The following is a 16,655-nucleotide window of genomic DNA, read 5'->3' as shown; positions in this document are numbered from 1 at the left end:
GAGGACTCCATGACTGGACATGAGAAAGGTGTACCGATCCAACAAATGCGCCGCGACAAGCGCGTTGACCCCGAGCACCGGATGCGTCTCGATGCAGCGATTCATCGTCAGGGTCGCGGTTGGTTCACAGGCCGCGATGGCGGTCGTCCCTGGCAGCTGTCACGCACCAATCGAGTGGTGGCCTGCCTCGGCGCGCTGATGATTCTGGTGTTGATTTCGCCGCTGCTGCTGGGTCTGGCCCTGGCCATCAAGTTCACCAGCAAAGGCCCGGTGATGTTCGTGCAGAAACGTACCGGCTACCGCGGCCGCAAGTTCGGCATGTTCAAGTTCCGCACCATGGTCAGCAACGCCGAAGAATTGAAAGAGTCGCTGCGTCACCTCAACAAGCACGGCGCCGACGCCATCGACTTCAAGATTGACAAGGACCCACGCATCACCCGAATCGGCGGTTTCCTGCGGCGCACCAGCCTCGACGAACTGCCGAACCTGATCAACGTAGTGACCGGCGACATGCGCCTGGTCGGCCCGCGTCCGACTTCGTTCAACGCTTACCGCTACAAGGACAATCACCTCGCCCGTCTGGCGATCTACCCCGGCATGACCGGCCTGTGGCAGATCTCCGGACGCAGCAACATCGACTTCGACCAGCGCGTTGAGTTGGACCTCAGCTATATCGCCGAGCAGAGCCTTTTGCTTGATTTGAAGATCCTGTTGAAAACCCCCTTCAAAGTATTCAGCGGCCACGGAGCAAGCTAATGGACGGTTCAACCAACAAAAGCCTGAGCATCGCCAACCCCAGCGAATCGAACCTGACCTCGACCGTGCTGGACCTCGATCTGCGGATCCTGTTCCTGACCGCCGCCAACCCCGGCGCGGGCACCACCACCAGTGCCCTGGCGCTGGCCAGCCAACTGGCGCAAATGAGCAGCGGCCAGGTGCTGCTGGTCGACGCCAGCCAGTCGGCGAACAACCTCACCCAGCAGTTGAACCTGAGCAAAGAGCGCGGCCTGCGCGATCTGCTGTTCAACCCGGACAACCCGCCGCTGCTGCAGGACTGCGTGGTGCAGGTTTCAAGCCTGCCGTTTCACGTACTGCCCAACGGCCGGCCGATCCGCACCATGGAGCACCTGACCGCCGAGCGCCTGAGCCCGTTGCTCGATCAATTGGGCAGCCAGTACCGCTTCGTGGTGATCGACGGCGACGCGGTGTATTCCGCCGCCGACACGCTGGTCATCAGCACCCAGGTCGATGGCGTGGTGTTCGTGGTGCGCGCCGAAGACACCCGCTGGGAAGTCGCCCAGGCCGCCGTGCAACGCCTGACCCAGGCCGGGGCCAAAGTGGTCGGCAGCGTGTTCAACCGGCGCAAGTACTACATGCCGAAATGGCTTTATAAAAACCTGTAAGCGAACGCGAGGGATGACGCCATGAACGCCAAGATTCTTGTGCTGCTGATGCTGCCGCTTGCAGGCTGCTCAAGCAACTCCGAAACCCAGAACATGCCGGTGAATATCCTCACCGCCACCCCGGCCAACGCCCAGGCCACCGACATGCCGAAGATCGAGCAGACGCTGCGCCCGCAGGATGTGCTGGATGTGATCTTCCATATCAGCACCAGCGGCTCGGACGCCTACCGCGTGCAGTCGGGTGACCAGATCGGCCTGAACTTCACCGCTGCCAGCCAGCTCAACGGCAACCAACTGGTGCTGCCCGACGGCACCATCGAACTGCCGGGCGCCAACACCTCGGTGAAAATCGCCGGGCTGACCAGCGAAGAAGCGCGTCAGGAAATCCAGCGCGCCTATCAGCGCAAACAGCTGTTCCAGCCCAACCGCAATCAGTTAACCGTGCAGATCATCAGCCCGCTGACCAACGAGCAGAACCTGAAAAGCGCGCTGAACCATCCGGCCACCGGCATGAGCCGCGAAATCACCGTCGGCACCGACGGCTACGCGAGCTTCCCGGAAATCGGCGCCGTGCCGCTGCAAGGCATGACCGTCAATCAACTGGAAACCTTCCTCAACAAGAAATACGCGCAACTGCCCGGCCGCATGACCGTCGACGTGTTGCTCAAATCCACCGCCGGCAACGAGATCTATGTGCTCGGTGAAGTCGGCCAACCGGGTTCCTACCCGATCCGCCGGCCGGTGTCGGTGCTTGAAGCGTTGACCCTGGCCCGTGGCACCAACGTCAAGGCGCGGCTGGATTCGGTGGTGATCATGCGCCGCAACGGCAATCAGGTGCAGGCGGTGCGTTACGACGTCGAGAAAGCGCTGTCGGGTGATGCCTCGCAGATCGCCTATCTGCAACCGGACGACATGCTTTACGTGCCGAAAACCAAACTGGCCAGCGCCGGCGAACTGGCCCGGCAATTGGCTGACGTGGTGTTGTTCCAGGGCGTCGGGTTCAGCTTCGGCTACCGCGTCGACAACAAAGACAGCAACAACAACTGACTCTCAGGTGACCGACATGAATCCAAAGGAAAACTACCTGCATGAGTTCTTCAGGATCTTCTTCGCCAACAAGCAACTGGTGAAACGGGTCTTCCTGATCTTTGCAGTCATCGCCCTGCTGCTGCCGCTGGTGCTCAAACAGAGCTTCGATATCACCGCGCAGGTGATCGTGCAGTCGAAAAAACTCTCCCAGGGTGACGCCACCACGTCGCTCACGGTGGACAACGCCACCTTCATCCCGCCGTCGCTGGCGGACATGGAAACGGAGAGCAATATCCTCCGTTCCCCGGCGCTGATCCGCCAGACCATCAGCGAACTGCGCGACAAGGGTGAATACACACCTTCGCCGGGCATTTTCAGCAAACTGGTGGCCGAGCCGTTCAAACGCTACGTCAGTTCGCCACTGCGCCAGTACGTGATCAACCCGGTGCGCAACATGCTCGGGCTGGAAACCGACCCAGTGCGGGACACTGCACTTGATGCATTGACACAAGAGGCCATCGACAAGCTGAAAATCGAGACCTTGCCGGGTTCCAACGTGATCTCGATCGTCTACAGCTTCCCTGATCCGCACCAGGGCACGACGTTCGTTGCGGCGCTGCTGCAGAACTACCTGTTCAGCCGTCAGGCGCTGCAATCGATCGACCTGCCGCAGTCTTTCTACGAGTCGAAGAAGCATCTGTATCAAGTGCGACTCGATGGCCTGGAAGGCAACCGTCAGGCACTGCTGGAAAGTGTCGGTTCGTCGGATCCGAAGGAAGAAATCACCTTCCGTCTCAACGCGATCAACACCGAAGAGCAAGCCCTGAACCTGTACCAGGATCGCCTGTTGCAGAGCCAGCGCTGGCTGGAATACCTGAAAACCGCGCTGGCCGCTGCCAGTACCAACAAGCTCAACGACTACACCTTCCCCTACACCTTCACCACCACCGTCGACAACGTGGCGTTCGAAGACCGCGAAATCAAACAGATGGGCGAGCAACTGACCACTCAGGTCAGCCGCTACATGAATGACCTGGCGGTATTCCAGCCCGGCAGTGAACCGATGCTGCTGACCCGCGAACAGATTGCCCGCACCCGTCAGCAATTCCTCAAAGTGGTGAGCAACCGCATTCAGGAACGCACCAACGATCTGGCGGTGGTCAAGCAAGTGATCGATCAGAAAACCGCGCGCATCGCCGAGTTCAAGAATCGCATCCACGAGCTGCAGCAGACCCAGAGCAAGCTGCGGCAGATGGACACCGAAATCGATGCGCTGCACGCCGCGTTCTCGACCTACGCCCAGCGCTTTGCCGAAAGCAGCACCACCGGCGCGCTCAACGACGATCTGTCCAACGCCCGGGTGCTGAGCCCGCCGTTCGAACCGACCGAAGCCGCGTTCCCGAAACCGGGCCTGATCATTCCGTTCGGTTTGTTCACCGGTCTGTTGCTGGCGATTGCCCTGGTCTACGTGCGTGAGTTCTTCGATCACCGCTTCAAACACCCGGCGCAAATCAGCCACGAGCTGGGCGTACCGGTGCTGTTGGTGATCAACGACCAGAACACGCTGCCGAGCAATCCGCACAAGAACTGGACCGTGCCAAGCTTCCTGCACTGGGTGCGCAATTGAACACCGCACCGTCCCCGAACGCCGCGCTGCCGATCATTCATTTGCTCAGCAGCGGCGGTTTCTATGGGGCCGAGCGGATGTTGCTGGATCATTGTCTGGCGACGCCGGGACAGCATCAGGTGCTGTTTCTCGACGCGCCGCCAGAACTGATCGCGCGCTTTCGTCAGGCCGGGGTGGACTGCCGTGGCTGCGCCGGACTAGGCGAATTGCTGCGGCACTTGCGCCAGCGGCAGAGCGAGCGGCCGCTGATCAATACGCACAATTTCAAAGGCCTGCTGTTCGGCTGGGTCGGCGCAACCCTGTTGCGCCTGCCGCTGGTGATCACCCAGCACGGTTTCACGCCACGCAGTCGCAAGCAGAAGTTCTACACCTGGCTCAGTCTGCAACTGTGCCGCACCGCGTCGGTGGATCGGGTGGTCTGCGTGGCGGAAAGCATCGCCGTGTTGCACCGTCAGGCCAGCGTTCGGGCGGAGAAGTTGCAGGTGATCCCCAACGGCTTGCCCGCCGCCCATGGGCAAATGATTCATGACGCCGATCGGCAGCGCTGGCTCGCCGGTTATGTCGGCCGTTTGAGCAGTGAGAAAGGTCCGGATCTGTTTCTCGATGCGCTGATCCCGCTGTGTCATCAGCATCCGCAACTGGATGCGGTGATGCTCGGCGACGGCCCGGAGCGCGAGGCGCTGCAGGCACGCATCGACAGCGCCGGTTTGCAGCTACGGATTCGCCTGCCGGGCTACCAGACCGTCATGCAACCGTGGTGGCAACGCCTTGATGCGTTGGTGATCAGTTCGCGCACTGAGGGCACGCCGATGATTTTGCTCGAGGCGATGCAGGCCGGTGTGCCGGTGGTCGCCTTCGGCGTCGGTGGGATTCCCGATGTGCTGGAACACCGGCACAACGGCTTGCTCGCCGAACCCGCCGACAGCAATGCCCTCGCCCGCCAGCTCGACACGCTGTTGACTGAGCCGAAACTGGCGCGGCAACTGCGTGACAACGCGAAACGCACGCAACAGGATCGCTACGACCTCAAGGCCCTCGCCGAACGCTGGTCGCAGCTGTACATCCGCACGGCACGGGAGGCACGCGCATGATTTTCCCGCTCTCGATCGTCAGTTTGCTCGGTCTGGTCTGCATCGCTTTGCTGGCCAGCCCTTATCCGTATCTGGCGCCGGGAGCGGTGCTGGGCCTGGTGGGTTTCGCGGTGCTGTATCGCAAACCGACCTGGGGCCTGCTCGGGATTGCCGCGCTGGTGCCATTCGAGGGTTTCTTCAAGGACAGCTCGCTGTCGGGCAGCAAACTGATCGGCGCTTCGCTGGCGGTGATCCTGATGCTGCAACTGGCGCTGCACCAGATTCCCTCCGAACGCCTGCGCAGCAACATCTGGCGTTACCTGGTCTGGTTCATGGTTCTGTACTTCCTCAGCCTGCTCAACACCGATGACATGGGCATGTCGCTGGGGCACCTGCGCGAACTCAGCGTTGGCCTGATCCTGTTTGTCATCACCCTGCTGATCGGCCGCGAGCTGAACCTCGACCTGTTCGCCCGACTGGTGACCCTCGCCGTCAGCGCCACTTGTGCGATGGCGATGTTCTCGACCAAGTTTCAGGATCAGGGTCGCGCCGCCGGCCTGCTCGAAGACCCCAACGCCTTTGCCATGCTGATCGCTTTCGCCATTCCGCTGGGCCTGCTGTTGGTGATCCGCAGCCCGAACCTGCTGCACCGGTTGTTCTGGGGCGGTTGCTGCCTGCTGTTGCTGGGCGGCATGACCAAGACTGAATCGCGTTCGGGGCTGGTGGTGATCGCCCTCAGTCTGTTGATCGGCTGCTGGCATTACCGCTCGCAACTGACGCGGATTCGGCCGCGGCATCTGGGCTTCGCCATGCTCGGCGCGGCGATCGTGATTCCGCTGGCGATCTATGCGATGCCCGCCGGCTACATTGCGCGGATTCAATCGCTGAGCGTGTTGAGTGCCGGCGCCAAGGGCCACAACGACGAATCTCTCGGCCGGCGCGCCTCGTACATCGTGGTCGGCAGCCAGATGATCCGCGAGAACCCGCTGCTCGGCTCCGGCCCCGGCACCTTCCCGCTGCACTACGCCACCACCGGTTACGCCAAGGCGTTCTCCGCCAACCGCAAGATCGGCGATCTCTACCGCCGCGCTCACAACACTTACCTGGAAATCTTCAGTGAATTGGGGATTCCCGCCGGGCTGATGTTCGTCGGCATGCTCGGCCTCGGCTTGTACAACCTGATTCGCGCACGCGCCGCATGGATGCTGCGGCGTGACTGGCAACAAGCCGACTTGATGACCCACCTGGGTGTGAGTTTTCTCTCGCTGACGCTGTTTTTGATGTTCCTCAGCGCGCCGAACCAGAAGTACGTGTGGATCATGCTCGCGCTGACCAGCGTCCTGCGTGTGAAAGCCGAGCAGGCCCCCCTGACGGAGGCCCGCGCATGAGCCGGATCAGTATCGTCATCCCGATGTTCAACGAAGCCCGGCACATTGGCCGCACGCTGCTGGCCGCGCAAAAAGCCGCGCACGCGGCCAATATCGAGTGCGAACTGATCGTGGTCGACAACGGTTCCAGCGACAACGGACCGCACATTGCCCGGCAGTTCGGTGCACAGGTCTTGAGCCTGCCGGGGCTGTTGATCGGCGCCCTGCGCAATCGCGGCACGGCCATCGCCACCGGTGAATGGCTGGCGTTTATCGACGCCGACATCGAGATGCCGGAAGACTGGCTGACGCCGCTTTTCGATCTGGAGGCCAGTGCGCAGGCCGACGTGTTTGGTCTCGATCTGCACACCCCGGCTGAGGCGCCGTGGTATGCCACCGCGTGGCAACGGCGCACCTTGCGCGTGTCTTCGCAGGCCTCGCATGTGGTCGACTGGCTGCCCAGCGCCAACCTGCTGATGCGCCGGACGTGGTTCGACAAGGTCGGCGGATTCAACGAAACCCTGCGCACCGGCGAGGACAAGGAGTTCACCCTGCGCCTGCGTGAAAACGGCGCCATCCTGTTGTCGGTCAACAACAACGTCGCCCTGCACTGGGGTTACGAAATGAACTGGCGTGAATGGATGGGCAAGGAGCTGTGGCGTCAGGGCAGTCATCTGCAATTGCTGCGCACCCACGGTTTCAGCCTGCGCCTGCTGCGTTTTCCGATGCTGTCGATTGCCGTTTGGGTACTCGATTTTCTGGCGATCTCGGCGCTGCTCGACGGTTTCCCGCATCACGCCGCAATCATGGTGATCCTGACCCTGATTCCGGGCCTGATCCTCAGCCTGCGGCAGAGCGCCAAGCACCACAATATCGGCCTGACCCTGCAACTGTGGGGCCTGCACTGGGTGCGTCTGCACCTGGCCGGCGCTGCGTTCATTCTCAGTCTGTGTCATTGGAACGCCAGGAGGCCTGCCCGTGGCTGAATTCATTTTCTGGATGTGCCTGTTGCTGCCGGTGTACGCCTATGTCGGCTATCCACTGCTGCTGACACTGTTGGCGCCGCTTTTTCCGGCCTGGCGCCACACGCCGGCACCGCCGCTGAACATCAGCATCGTGATCGCCGCGCATAACGAGGCGCGGCACATCGAGCACAAGTTGCGCACGTTGCTGGCGCAGGATTATCAGCCGGCGACGTTGCAGATCATTCTCGCCAGCGACGGCTCGACCGACGACACCGTGGCTTGCTCGCACAAAGTCGTCGACCCGCGCATCACCGTCCTCGACCTGCCGCGCCAGGGCAAAGCCGCCACGCTGAATGCCGGCGTGGCCGTGAGCACCGGCGACATACTGGTGTTCACCGACGCCGACAACCAATGGTCACGCGAGACCCTCGGTTATCTGCTCGCACCGCTGAATGATCCCAACGTCGGCGGCTGTGCCGGGCACATGGTGATTCCGGTTACCGGCGGTGGATTAAGCGTCGGTGACAGTCTGTATCGGCATTACGAAGGCTGGTTGCGCCGGGTTGAAAATCGCACCGGCTGCATGGTCTCCGCCGACGGTGCCCTGCTCGCCCTGCGCCGCGAGTTGTTCCAGAACGTGCCGGCCGAAGTGAATGACGATTTCTTTATCAGCACCTGCGCACCAGTGGCACACAAACGCATCGTCTATGTGCCTGAGGCACAGGTAATCGATCACGGTGTGGATGAAGCGGACAAACAATTCCGCCGTCGTCAACGCGTCACCGTCGGCGGCCTGCAAAGCCTCGCGCAGCGCCGCGAACTGCTCAATCCGCTGAAATATGGTCTGTATTCGATTGCGTTGATCAGCCACAAGCTGATCCGTCGTCTCGCGCCGATCCTCCTGCTGCCGCTGTTGCTGAGCAATTTCTGGCTGTGGGATGACCACGGCTTTTATCGCCTGGCACTGATCGCGCAACTGTTCGGCTATGCCGTGGCGATTGCCGGCTTGCTGGATTCGCAACACCGCTTGCCCAAACCGTTCCGCCTCGCCGCGTTTCTGCTGGTCACCCTCGCCGGGATGAGTCTTGGCCTGTGGCAGTTCCTGCGCGGTCAGCGATATGCCCAGTGGAATCCTGAACAGAACCGTTAAGAGGACCGAAGCCATGGCGATCAAACAACTGATAAAACGCACCAGTGGCTGGCTCTATCTCAACTCCTCCGTGGGCCGCAACCAGTTGCACGGCGCCGGGGTGATTCTGATGCTGCACCGCGTGCTGTCGAACGACCGCGCCGCCGACCTGCCGCACCGCAACGAGCTGTGTGTGGGGCCGAAAGCGTTCGAGCATTTGCTGGTGTGGCTGCGTCGGCATTTCGATTGCGTGCCGCTGATGGAAATCCTCCAGCCCAACTCGCTGCGCACCGAGCGCCCACGGGTGGCGCTGACCTTCGATGACGGCTGGCGCGACAACGCGGTCAACGCCTATCCGCTGCTGCAGAAACATCAGGTGCCGGCGAGCATTTTTCTCTCCACCGACTTCATCGGCAGCCGTCAGCGCTTCTGGTGGGAAAGCCTCGGCGAAACCCTGTGGGGCAGCCACGGCGACAAGGCGCGCATGCACCTGATCGAATGCCTGCATGCCATGCATCACCCCTTGCCGGTGCTGGTCGATGACATTGATGTCGAGCGCAGCAGCCTGGCGCTGCTGCATTATCTGCAAGGCCTGAAGACCCTTGATCCGCAGGAGCTTGAACGCCTGACCGACGAATGCCCGCAAGAGTCGCAACCGCAAGCGCTGGACTGGCATCAGGTGCGTGCATTGGAGGCTTCCGGGCTGGTACGTTTCGGCCCGCACGGCGCCAGTCACGCGATCCTCACCGGTCTGGACGATGTGCGCCTGGACGAAGAAATCAGCCGCAGCCGCGATGCCCTGCACAACGGCTGCAACCGGCCGCTGCCGGTGTATTGCTACCCCAACGGCGACAACGATGAACGCGTGCGCCAAAAGATTGCCAGCCATGACTATCCGTTTGCGCTCGGCACCGGCACCGGCATCTATCGCGGTGAAGGCGATCCGCTGAATCTGCCGCGTTTCGGTGTCAGCCAGCGCACGGCGCGCAATCCGGAACTGCTGTCGTGGCGGATCTTTCGCGGGGCGCGGCCATGAGCCGAGCCAGCTACCTCAAACATTTGGCGCTGAGCATGGGCACCAAACTGGCGATGATCGCCTTGCGTTTGCTGCGCAACGTATTGCTGGCACGGATCCTCGGCCCGAGTGAGCGCGGGCTGTTTGCCCTGCTCAGCACGCTGCCGGATCTGATCAGCGCGGCCACCAGTGGCGGGCTGAACTCGGCGGTGGGTTATCAAGCGGCCAAGCAGCGACCGATGGGGCTGCTGCTCAGTCAGGTGTTGGTGTTCGGCTGTTTGCTCGCCGCGTTGCTGACCTTGCTGGTGGTGGCGTTGGTGCGCGAGTTTGGCGCTGAACTGGATGTGACCGTGCAACTCGGTCTGCTCGCCTGGTTGTTGCTGCTGGCAGTGCCGCTGACGGTTTTAAAAAGCGGTCTGCTGACCTTGCACAACGCGTCGGGCGGCGTGGTGGCGTTCAACGCCTTGCGCCTGGTCGAATCGCTGGCACCGCTGTTGCTGTTTCTCGCGCTGTTTTGGATGTGGCAAAGCGCGGCGCTGGAAGCGGCGCTGATCAGCTGGCTGGCCGGCATCAGTCTGGTGGTGCTGGTCGGTTGGGTCTGGCTCAAACGCGCACAGCCATTGCAACTGCAATGGGACCGCGCCAGCCAGAAAGAACTGCTGCGCTACAGCGCCCGCAGCCATCCGGACCTGCTGTTCCAGCAAGTGATTCTGCGCTCGGATTATCTGTTTATCGGTGCCTTGCTCGGCAGCACCGCGCTCGGTCATTACGCCATGGCCAGCGCTGCCGCCGAACTGCTGCTGATCGTCCCGGAAGCGGTGACCACACCATTGATGAAACGCCTGCTGCAGCAGGACGAAGGCATGGATAAAGTCACCCCGCTCGCGTTGCGCCTGACCGCAACGGTAATGCTCGGCGCCTGCCTGACCATGGCGGTGATTGGCGAATGGCTGATCGTCACCCTGTTCGGCGCCGCTTACCAACCGGCGTATCCGGCGTTGCTCGCCCTGCTGCCGGGGCTGTTGGGCCTGTGCTACGCGAGCATTCTGCGCCTCGACTTGCTGGGCAAGAATCGTCCCGGCACGGTGTCGCTGCTGATGGGCCTGGGCGCCCTGCTCAATCTGGCGCTGAACCTGGTGCTGATTCCGGCCTATGGCATTGTTGGCGCGGCGGCGGCTTCGTCGATTGCCTATCTGGCGGTGACCGTGGCGATGCTGGTGCTTTACTGCCGTTTGAGCGGCGTGCCGTTCTGGCAAACCCTGATCATCCTGCCGCGCGATGTCCTGCCCATGCTGCAGATTCTGCAAAGGAAAGCCGCATGAAAGGCCTGGCCCTGCTGCTCGGTCTCAGCCTGTCGCTGGACGCGTTTGCAGCGTCGATGCGTTGGGGCGAGATCCGTGACGGCAGCCTGTATCTGCAAAGCGATCGCCCGGACACGCTGACCGTGCGCTGGACGCCAGCGTGGCAGGCGGATGCCAACGAAGAGCATCTGTACCTGCTCGACGGCCAGGGCAAATTGCAGGGCGACCGGTTTATCCAGGCCAGCGAAACCCGTGGCAGTCAGAGCTGGCCATTGCTGCCCGGCGCAGCCAGTTATCGACTGGAGATTCCCGGCTACAGCTTTCGCAACTATCGCATCGAACATGACGAGCGCACGGTCGCCCTGTTCGCCCCGGCCAAAGTGCATTTCAGCGCGCAGACGCAGAACGGCGACACGTTGTATTTCAAAGTCGCGCCGGGCGAACGTGCAGTGCTGGCCGGCAAGTTTCATGGCGGTGTCAGTGCGTTGCAGGCGCAGCGCGTGGGTGACGGGCAAGCGCTGACACTGACACTGAAACCCTATCGCGCCTATTGGCAGTTCGATCAGCTCGCACTGCCGGTCAGCGCCCAGGAACAAGTCTGGCGCCTGCGTTTGCAGGGCAGCGGTAAAGCGGCGTTCTGGCTTGATGGCACCGCCAATCTGTTCGCCCAGAACCCGCAGCAACTCAAACCGCTGCGCGAAGACGCCGGGCAGACCCGTTTGACCCTGCACGACAAAGTCCTCGGGCGCACGCCGGATCTGGGCATCGCCCTGCCCTACGTGATGCCGCCAGCAGCCAGTCATGCGGCGCTCGATGCGCTGAAACCGACGGCGGCGAGTTACTACAGTTTTGTTGATGTGACGGCGAAGAACCCGCAGTTCGAAGACGCGTTCCGTCAGGTTTATCAGGATCGTTTCGGCATCAAACAGGACATCACCCTGCTCGCCGGCAGTCAGCGTCAGGCCGATTTACGCGCCGATGTGCAAAGCAACAGCGGCCTCGATGCGTGGCTCGCCAGCACACGAGCACTGGGCGGCAAAGGCACCCACTACATCGGTTTCGCCGACGAGCCGAACCTCAACTATTCGAGCTACGCGCAGTATCAGGCGATTTTCACCAGCATGGCCCGCCAGGTGCGCAGCGACCGGGCGAATGCCAAGGCTGGCGTACGCATCGCCATGCCGGCCAGTTCGCGCCTGGTCAACGGGCCGTTCGCCAATAACGCGGCGGACAAGCGCGGCATCGACTGGGCGCGCCGTTTGCTCAACGAGTCCGCCGATCAGGTGGATGCGCTGGCCTGGCACGAATGGATGATCCGCGATCTGCTCGCCACTCGCGTCTATCGCGACAGCGTGCGCCGCGCCGCCGAATTGGTTGGCCTTGATGGTAACGGCCAGCCGCGCAAGGCCCTGCTGCTCGATCAGACCAATCTGTCCAGCGGCTCCAGCCTCAGCCCCTACGATCAGGAAACCCATTACACCTCGCTGTGGTGGGCGTCGGTGGTGATCAACGCTTCGCAGGACGGCTTGCTGACCATGCTCAACTGGTTCCAGGCCGCCGATGAGCCGCAGTACCCCAAGGGCATGTTGCGGGTACTCGGCGATGATCGTTTCGAGTTGAAACCGGTGGGCCTGGCTCAGCAGTTCATCGCGCAGCACTGGCTGCATAAGGTGCTGTGGCTGGAGAACGATGCGTTTGAAGTCGATGTGCTGGCGATGGCCGGTGATGAGCAACGCGGATTGCTCGGGGTGAACAAAGGCACGCGTTTGCAGCGTATCGATCTGAGCGGCGCCAAGTGCCCGCTGAACAATGGCGCCCTGCGCTACTTCGGAGCGGACAACCGCAGCCGCGACGCACCATTTGCCTGCCGCGATGGGCGCGTCAGCTTCGATTTGCCGGGGGAGACCCTGTTTGCACTGAGCTGGATCGCGTCATGAAGCCAATTCCGATTATCAGAACATGTAAGGCGAACAAAGATTTGTGGGTAGGGAGTTTTTGTGGCGAGGGGATTTATCCCCGATGGGCTGCGAAGCGGCCCCGCATTTACAGGCTAAAAGCGACGACTGCTGCGCAGCCCATCGGGGATGAATCCCCTCGCCACAGAGCCCCTCGCCACAGTCGTTCGCCTTGCCGGAACTCCGGAGTACGCACAATGGGCATCGTCAGCAAACTCAGCGAACACATCAAGCAGAAAGGATTGTCTGCCACCGTCAAAAAGGCCTGGAAGCACTACATCTTTTCCCATCAGGAGCTGCTGTGGATGGAGCGCGATCTGGTCAGCCCGGTGCCGCCGCACAGCCTCAAGCCCTACCCGCCGTTGCGGGTGGTGAAGATCACCGCAGACAACGCCAGCGCCTTCGCCCGTTACTTCGGCGACCGCGTCTGCACCATGGCGGAACTGGCCAACGAGGGCCACACCGGGCACATGCACCTGGACGATCACGGCGATGCCGTGGCGTTTATCTGGGGCAGTGCGCGGGACTATTTCGACCGCCATTACTACGGCTGCCTGTTCCCGGTGAAACCCGGCGAGTTCTTCGAGTTTGGCGGTGAACTGACCCGTGCCTATTGGGGCTCGGAGCTGTCGGTGGATCTGCAACTGGAGCTGTGGAAAGCCATGGCCGCGCAAGGCTGCGACAAAGTCGTGGATGTCTGCGAGTTCCACAACATTCCGGCGCTCAAGCTGCACCTGCGCATGGGCTATACCGAACAGGGGCGGATCATGAACGTCTACACCCTGTTCAACCGCTGGCGCTTCTACCGCGAAACCCGCTACAGCGGCTCGCGTCTGGATGCGTTGCGCAAACCTTCCCGTCCACCTGTAACAGCTACGGCGGCCTGAGCCTATGGTGACGCGATTCGAATGGTGCACTTCACTGTGCGCCGCCGATTTCCCGGCAGCAGCGTATGAAGCGCTGCGCCTGCGGGTGACGGATCACACGCCGTTCAACAACCTCGGTTGGTTGTGTGCGGCCGAGCAGGCACTCGGTGAGGGTGAGCGTCTGCACATCCTGCTGGGTTGGGAGACGGACGAATTGCGTCTGTGCCTGCCGCTGGTGGCGAGTCGCGAGCGCTTTTTCGGCGTGCCGTTCCGGGTGCTGCACCACTTGGGTTATCCGCTGGCGGATCGCCTCGCGCTGCTGTCGCTACTGGACAGCGAAGGTATGCGCCAGGCGCTGTCGTTGATCCGCCAACGTGTGCCCCACGCGCTGCTGCAGCTCAATGAAGTGTCCGAGCCTGCCGGTGAGGAAAGTGCGCTGACCGAATGGATGGCGCGCAGCTCCACCGCTGAGCGGCGCCTGAGTTGTCGGGTGCCGGTACATCTGATCAGCGAGGCGGATCATCAGGAAGTCTCCGGCGATCCACGCTACAAACTGCGCCGGGCGCGTAAACGGATTGCCGCGTGTGGCGCCGAGGTGCGGCGGATCATTCCGGATGCAGTCACCATGGGGCCCCTGTTGCAGGCGATCAGTGAAGTCGAAGCAGTGAGCTGGAAAGGTGACGAAGGCGTCGGGATTTTTGCCAGCGAACGCAGTCGACTCCTGATCGAGCGCGCCTTCACCGCCCTCGCCGGCCAAGGCCTGGTGCGGCTGGTGACGCTGGAGCTGAACGGGCGGTGCATCAGCTATCGGCTCGGTCTGCTCGAACAGAGTCGACTCTACGATTACAACCTCGCCTTCCTGCCGCAATACGCCGACCTGGGCAGCGGCCGGGTGTTGCTGGAGGAATGGATTCGCTGGGGGCTGGACGAGCACTGGCACTGGATCGATGCCTCGCGGGTCAGCCTGGAAAACTCCAGCCATCAACTGCATGAACGCATGACCGGACAACTGGAGCACTGGCGCTGGAGCTTTTACTCCTGGCGGCCGAGTGGCCTCGTCCTCGGTCTGGGCTTGCGCCTGTGGCATCGACTCAAGCCGCGCGTGCAAGGCTGGCGGGCGCGGCGCGCAGAGCTTGCGAAACCCACACTGAAACCTGTCGCGATCACCACGGAGGGCGAACATGCCTCGCCAAGTCATAGTCAACGCTGACGATTTCGGTCTCAGCCCGAATGAAAACACGGTGATCTTCGCTGCATTTCAGGCCGGGGTCATCAGTTCTGCCACGGCGATGGCCAACATGCCGGCGTTTGAAGCGGCGTGTGCCATGGCCCGGCACCCTGTGCTGGAAGGCCGGGTCGGATTGCACTTCAACCTGACTTACGGGCGCCCGTTAAGCCGGGCCATCCTGTTGCGCCGAACGTTCTGCGACAGCCATGGTGTGTTCGACCTCAGCCTGCCGCGCCACAGTCTGTGGCTCAGCCGTGAGGATCGTGACGCGGTGCGTGAAGAGTTGCAGGCGCAGTGGCAGCGTTGTGTCGACCATGGCGTGCGCCCGAGCCATATCGATTCGCATCAGCACGTGCATAACATCTGGCCGATCGGCGAAATCGTCGCCCGCTTCGCAGCGCATCAGGGCGTACCGATTCGGCTGGCGCGCAATCTGGGGCAAAACCTCAACCTGGCGAAACGGCTGTTCAAAAGTTTGCTCAATTGGCGTTTGCAGGGTCTGGCCGGTGTGACCGCTGACTATGTGTGCACGCCGATCGACTTGCGCAACGACTTCGCGCCGACCGACGGTGTGCTGGAAATCGTCGCTCATCCGACTCAGCTTGGCGACGATTTTGGTGACGCCTACCTCAACCCCGACGAATCCCTGAACCGCGTGCTAGAGCAGCGACTGGCGGGTATTCCACGGGTTTCCTACGCCGAATTGAACAAGGATTTTCTACGCGGTGCTGCGGCACTCGATTGACTTACATACCTTGCAATACTTTCAAAGATGGCACTTTGAAATGTACTCGCAAAGGTGATCTATACCCACAAAAGCACCATCCACAACACCCGGGCTGCGGCCACGGAGGGCATCATGAGTGTCATCGAAAAACTACAAGAACGCATCCGCCAGAAAGGCCTCGGTCGCACCTTCGGCACGTTGTGGAAACGCTACGTGTTCTTCCATTGGGAACTGTTGTGGATGGAGCGCGACCTGGTCAGCCCGGTGCCGCCGCACAAGCTGCGGCCTTACGCTGGCCTGCGCAGAGTCGACATCACGCCTCAGAATGCCGGGGCGTTCGGCAAGCATTTCGGTGATCGCGTGGAGACCATGGCGGAACTGGCCGCCGAGGGTCACACCGGGCACATGTACCTCGACGCTGACGGCCACGCGGTGGCGTTTATCTGGGGCAGCATTCGCGACTATCACGACCGTCACTATTACGGCTGCACCTTCCCGGTGAAGCCTGGCGAATTCTTTGAGTTTGGTGGCGAAATGACCCGCGCCTATTTCGGCAGCAGTCTGTCGGTGGACGTGCAGGTCGCGCTGTGGGAAGCCATGGCGGCTCAGGGCTGCAACAAGGTGGTGGATGTCTGCGAGACCCACAACATTCCGGCGCTGAAGCTGCACATCCGCATGGGCTACCACGAACAGGGGCGGGTCACTCACGTTTATTGCCTGTTCGGTCGCTGGAAATTCTTCAGTGAAAGCCGCTACGAGGGCTCACGTCTTGACCCACTTCGTAAACCGGGGCGGCCGGTGGTGAGTGCGGCGGCGCAGGCTTGATAAATCCTTGAAAGGGATGGCGACTATTCGGCCGCCATCGCTGGCAAGCCAGCTCCCACAGGGGTTGAGTTGTACTCAGTATTATTTGTACGACACTAAAACTGTGGGAGCTGGCTTGCCAACCCCCTTAGGGTTTTGAGTTGTACTC

General features: G+C 61.8%; 15 protein-coding genes. All 15 read left to right on the top strand.

Annotated features, from left to right (window positions below):
• Positions 1 to 9 precede the first annotated feature (9 nt).
• The 15 genes from ACVVH8_RS10885 to ACVVH8_RS10815 all read left to right on the top strand — a co-directional run bounded on the left by ACVVH8_RS10885 (position 10) and on the right by ACVVH8_RS10815 (position 16,507).
• Positions 10 to 756, top strand: coding sequence for a sugar transferase (locus tag ACVVH8_RS10885; protein ID WP_103305829.1), 747 nt, complete (start codon positions 10 to 12; stop codon positions 754 to 756).
• Positions 756 to 1,403 carry a CpsD/CapB family tyrosine-protein kinase gene (locus ACVVH8_RS10880; RefSeq protein WP_213028214.1) on the top strand — a complete coding sequence of 216 codons (648 nt, stop codon included), beginning with the start codon at positions 756 to 758 and terminating at the stop codon, positions 1,401 to 1,403. The genes ACVVH8_RS10885 and ACVVH8_RS10880 overlap by 1 nt, the downstream gene beginning before the upstream one ends.
• A 21-nt stretch (positions 1,404 to 1,424) precedes the next feature.
• Positions 1,425 to 2,450: a polysaccharide biosynthesis/export family protein gene (locus ACVVH8_RS10875; RefSeq protein ID WP_103305827.1), complete on the top strand. Its 1,026-nt coding sequence runs from the start codon at positions 1,425 to 1,427 to the stop codon at positions 2,448 to 2,450.
• Positions 2,451 to 2,466: 16 nt separating this feature from the next.
• Positions 2,467 to 4,059, top strand: a complete 1,593-nt coding sequence (locus ACVVH8_RS10870) for a GumC family protein (protein ID WP_475230012.1) — start codon at positions 2,467 to 2,469, stop codon at positions 4,057 to 4,059.
• Positions 4,056 to 5,150, top strand: coding sequence for a glycosyltransferase family 4 protein (locus ACVVH8_RS10865; protein WP_213028212.1), 1,095 nt, complete (start codon positions 4,056 to 4,058; stop codon positions 5,148 to 5,150). The genes ACVVH8_RS10870 and ACVVH8_RS10865 overlap by 4 nt, the downstream gene beginning before the upstream one ends.
• Positions 5,147 to 6,517, top strand: coding sequence for an O-antigen ligase family protein (locus ACVVH8_RS10860; RefSeq protein WP_213028211.1), 1,371 nt, complete (start codon positions 5,147 to 5,149; stop codon positions 6,515 to 6,517). Before ACVVH8_RS10865 ends, ACVVH8_RS10860 begins: the two co-directional genes overlap by 4 nt.
• Positions 6,514 to 7,482: a glycosyltransferase gene (locus tag ACVVH8_RS10855; protein ID WP_213028210.1), complete on the top strand. Its 969-nt coding sequence runs from the start codon at positions 6,514 to 6,516 to the stop codon at positions 7,480 to 7,482. The genes ACVVH8_RS10860 and ACVVH8_RS10855 overlap by 4 nt, the downstream gene beginning before the upstream one ends.
• Positions 7,475 to 8,611: a glycosyltransferase gene (locus ACVVH8_RS10850; RefSeq protein ID WP_475230010.1), complete on the top strand. Its 1,137-nt coding sequence runs from the start codon at positions 7,475 to 7,477 to the stop codon at positions 8,609 to 8,611. The genes ACVVH8_RS10855 and ACVVH8_RS10850 overlap by 8 nt, the downstream gene beginning before the upstream one ends.
• Before the next feature lie 13 nt (positions 8,612 to 8,624).
• Positions 8,625 to 9,626, top strand: coding sequence for a polysaccharide deacetylase family protein (locus ACVVH8_RS10845; RefSeq protein WP_475230007.1), 1,002 nt, complete (start codon positions 8,625 to 8,627; stop codon positions 9,624 to 9,626).
• Entirely contained in the window at positions 9,623 to 10,927 is a 1,305-nt protein-coding gene (locus ACVVH8_RS10840) for an oligosaccharide flippase family protein (RefSeq protein WP_475230004.1), read from the top strand. The genes ACVVH8_RS10845 and ACVVH8_RS10840 overlap by 4 nt, the downstream gene beginning before the upstream one ends.
• The gene (locus ACVVH8_RS10835; protein WP_475230002.1) at positions 10,924 to 12,843 is read left to right on the top strand and encodes a hypothetical protein; all 1,920 of its coding nucleotides are present in this window, start codon (positions 10,924 to 10,926) and stop codon (positions 12,841 to 12,843) included. The genes ACVVH8_RS10840 and ACVVH8_RS10835 overlap by 4 nt, the downstream gene beginning before the upstream one ends.
• Positions 12,844 to 13,058: 215 nt before the next feature.
• A complete protein-coding gene (locus tag ACVVH8_RS10830) occupies positions 13,059 to 13,748 on the top strand; it encodes an N-acetyltransferase (protein ID WP_475229999.1) in 690 nt (229 codons plus the stop codon).
• A gap of 4 nt (positions 13,749 to 13,752) precedes the next feature.
• Positions 13,753 to 14,937 carry a GNAT family N-acetyltransferase gene (locus ACVVH8_RS10825; RefSeq protein WP_213028206.1) on the top strand — a complete coding sequence of 395 codons (1,185 nt, stop codon included), beginning with the start codon at positions 13,753 to 13,755 and terminating at the stop codon, positions 14,935 to 14,937.
• Positions 14,909 to 15,700, top strand: a complete 792-nt coding sequence (locus tag ACVVH8_RS10820) for a ChbG/HpnK family deacetylase (RefSeq protein WP_475229995.1) — start codon at positions 14,909 to 14,911, stop codon at positions 15,698 to 15,700. Before ACVVH8_RS10825 ends, ACVVH8_RS10820 begins: the two co-directional genes overlap by 29 nt.
• A gap of 114 nt (positions 15,701 to 15,814) precedes the next feature.
• Complete coding sequence (locus tag ACVVH8_RS10815) at positions 15,815 to 16,507, top strand: GNAT family N-acetyltransferase (RefSeq protein WP_103305816.1); 693 nt, start codon at positions 15,815 to 15,817, stop codon at positions 16,505 to 16,507.
• Positions 16,508 to 16,655: the final 148 nt, after the last annotated feature.

The sequence above is a fragment of the Pseudomonas trutticola BRTCR10 genome, from assembly GCF_056155105.1.
The sequence above is the reverse complement of the archived record's forward strand: the minus strand, read 5'-3'. Positions and strand labels throughout refer to the sequence as shown.

Coding starts and splice junctions, on each gene's coding strand:
- ACVVH8_RS10885 (WP_103305829.1), top strand. CDS start 10: ATGACTGGACATGAGAAAGGTGTACCGATCCAACAAATGCGCCGCGAC.
- ACVVH8_RS10815 (WP_103305816.1), top strand. CDS start 15,815: ATGAGTGTCATCGAAAAACTACAAGAACGCATCCGCCAGAAAGGCCTC.
- ACVVH8_RS10825 (WP_213028206.1), top strand. CDS start 13,753: ATGGTGACGCGATTCGAATGGTGCACTTCACTGTGCGCCGCCGATTTC.
- ACVVH8_RS10875 (WP_103305827.1), top strand. CDS start 1,425: ATGAACGCCAAGATTCTTGTGCTGCTGATGCTGCCGCTTGCAGGCTGC.
- ACVVH8_RS10860 (WP_213028211.1), top strand. CDS start 5,147: ATGATTTTCCCGCTCTCGATCGTCAGTTTGCTCGGTCTGGTCTGCATC.
- ACVVH8_RS10830 (WP_475229999.1), top strand. CDS start 13,059: ATGGGCATCGTCAGCAAACTCAGCGAACACATCAAGCAGAAAGGATTG.
- ACVVH8_RS10880 (WP_213028214.1), top strand. CDS start 756: ATGGACGGTTCAACCAACAAAAGCCTGAGCATCGCCAACCCCAGCGAA.
- ACVVH8_RS10820 (WP_475229995.1), top strand. CDS start 14,909: ATGCCTCGCCAAGTCATAGTCAACGCTGACGATTTCGGTCTCAGCCCG.
- ACVVH8_RS10870 (WP_475230012.1), top strand. CDS start 2,467: ATGAATCCAAAGGAAAACTACCTGCATGAGTTCTTCAGGATCTTCTTC.
- ACVVH8_RS10855 (WP_213028210.1), top strand. CDS start 6,514: ATGAGCCGGATCAGTATCGTCATCCCGATGTTCAACGAAGCCCGGCAC.
- ACVVH8_RS10845 (WP_475230007.1), top strand. CDS start 8,625: ATGGCGATCAAACAACTGATAAAACGCACCAGTGGCTGGCTCTATCTC.
- ACVVH8_RS10840 (WP_475230004.1), top strand. CDS start 9,623: ATGAGCCGAGCCAGCTACCTCAAACATTTGGCGCTGAGCATGGGCACC.
- ACVVH8_RS10835 (WP_475230002.1), top strand. CDS start 10,924: ATGAAAGGCCTGGCCCTGCTGCTCGGTCTCAGCCTGTCGCTGGACGCG.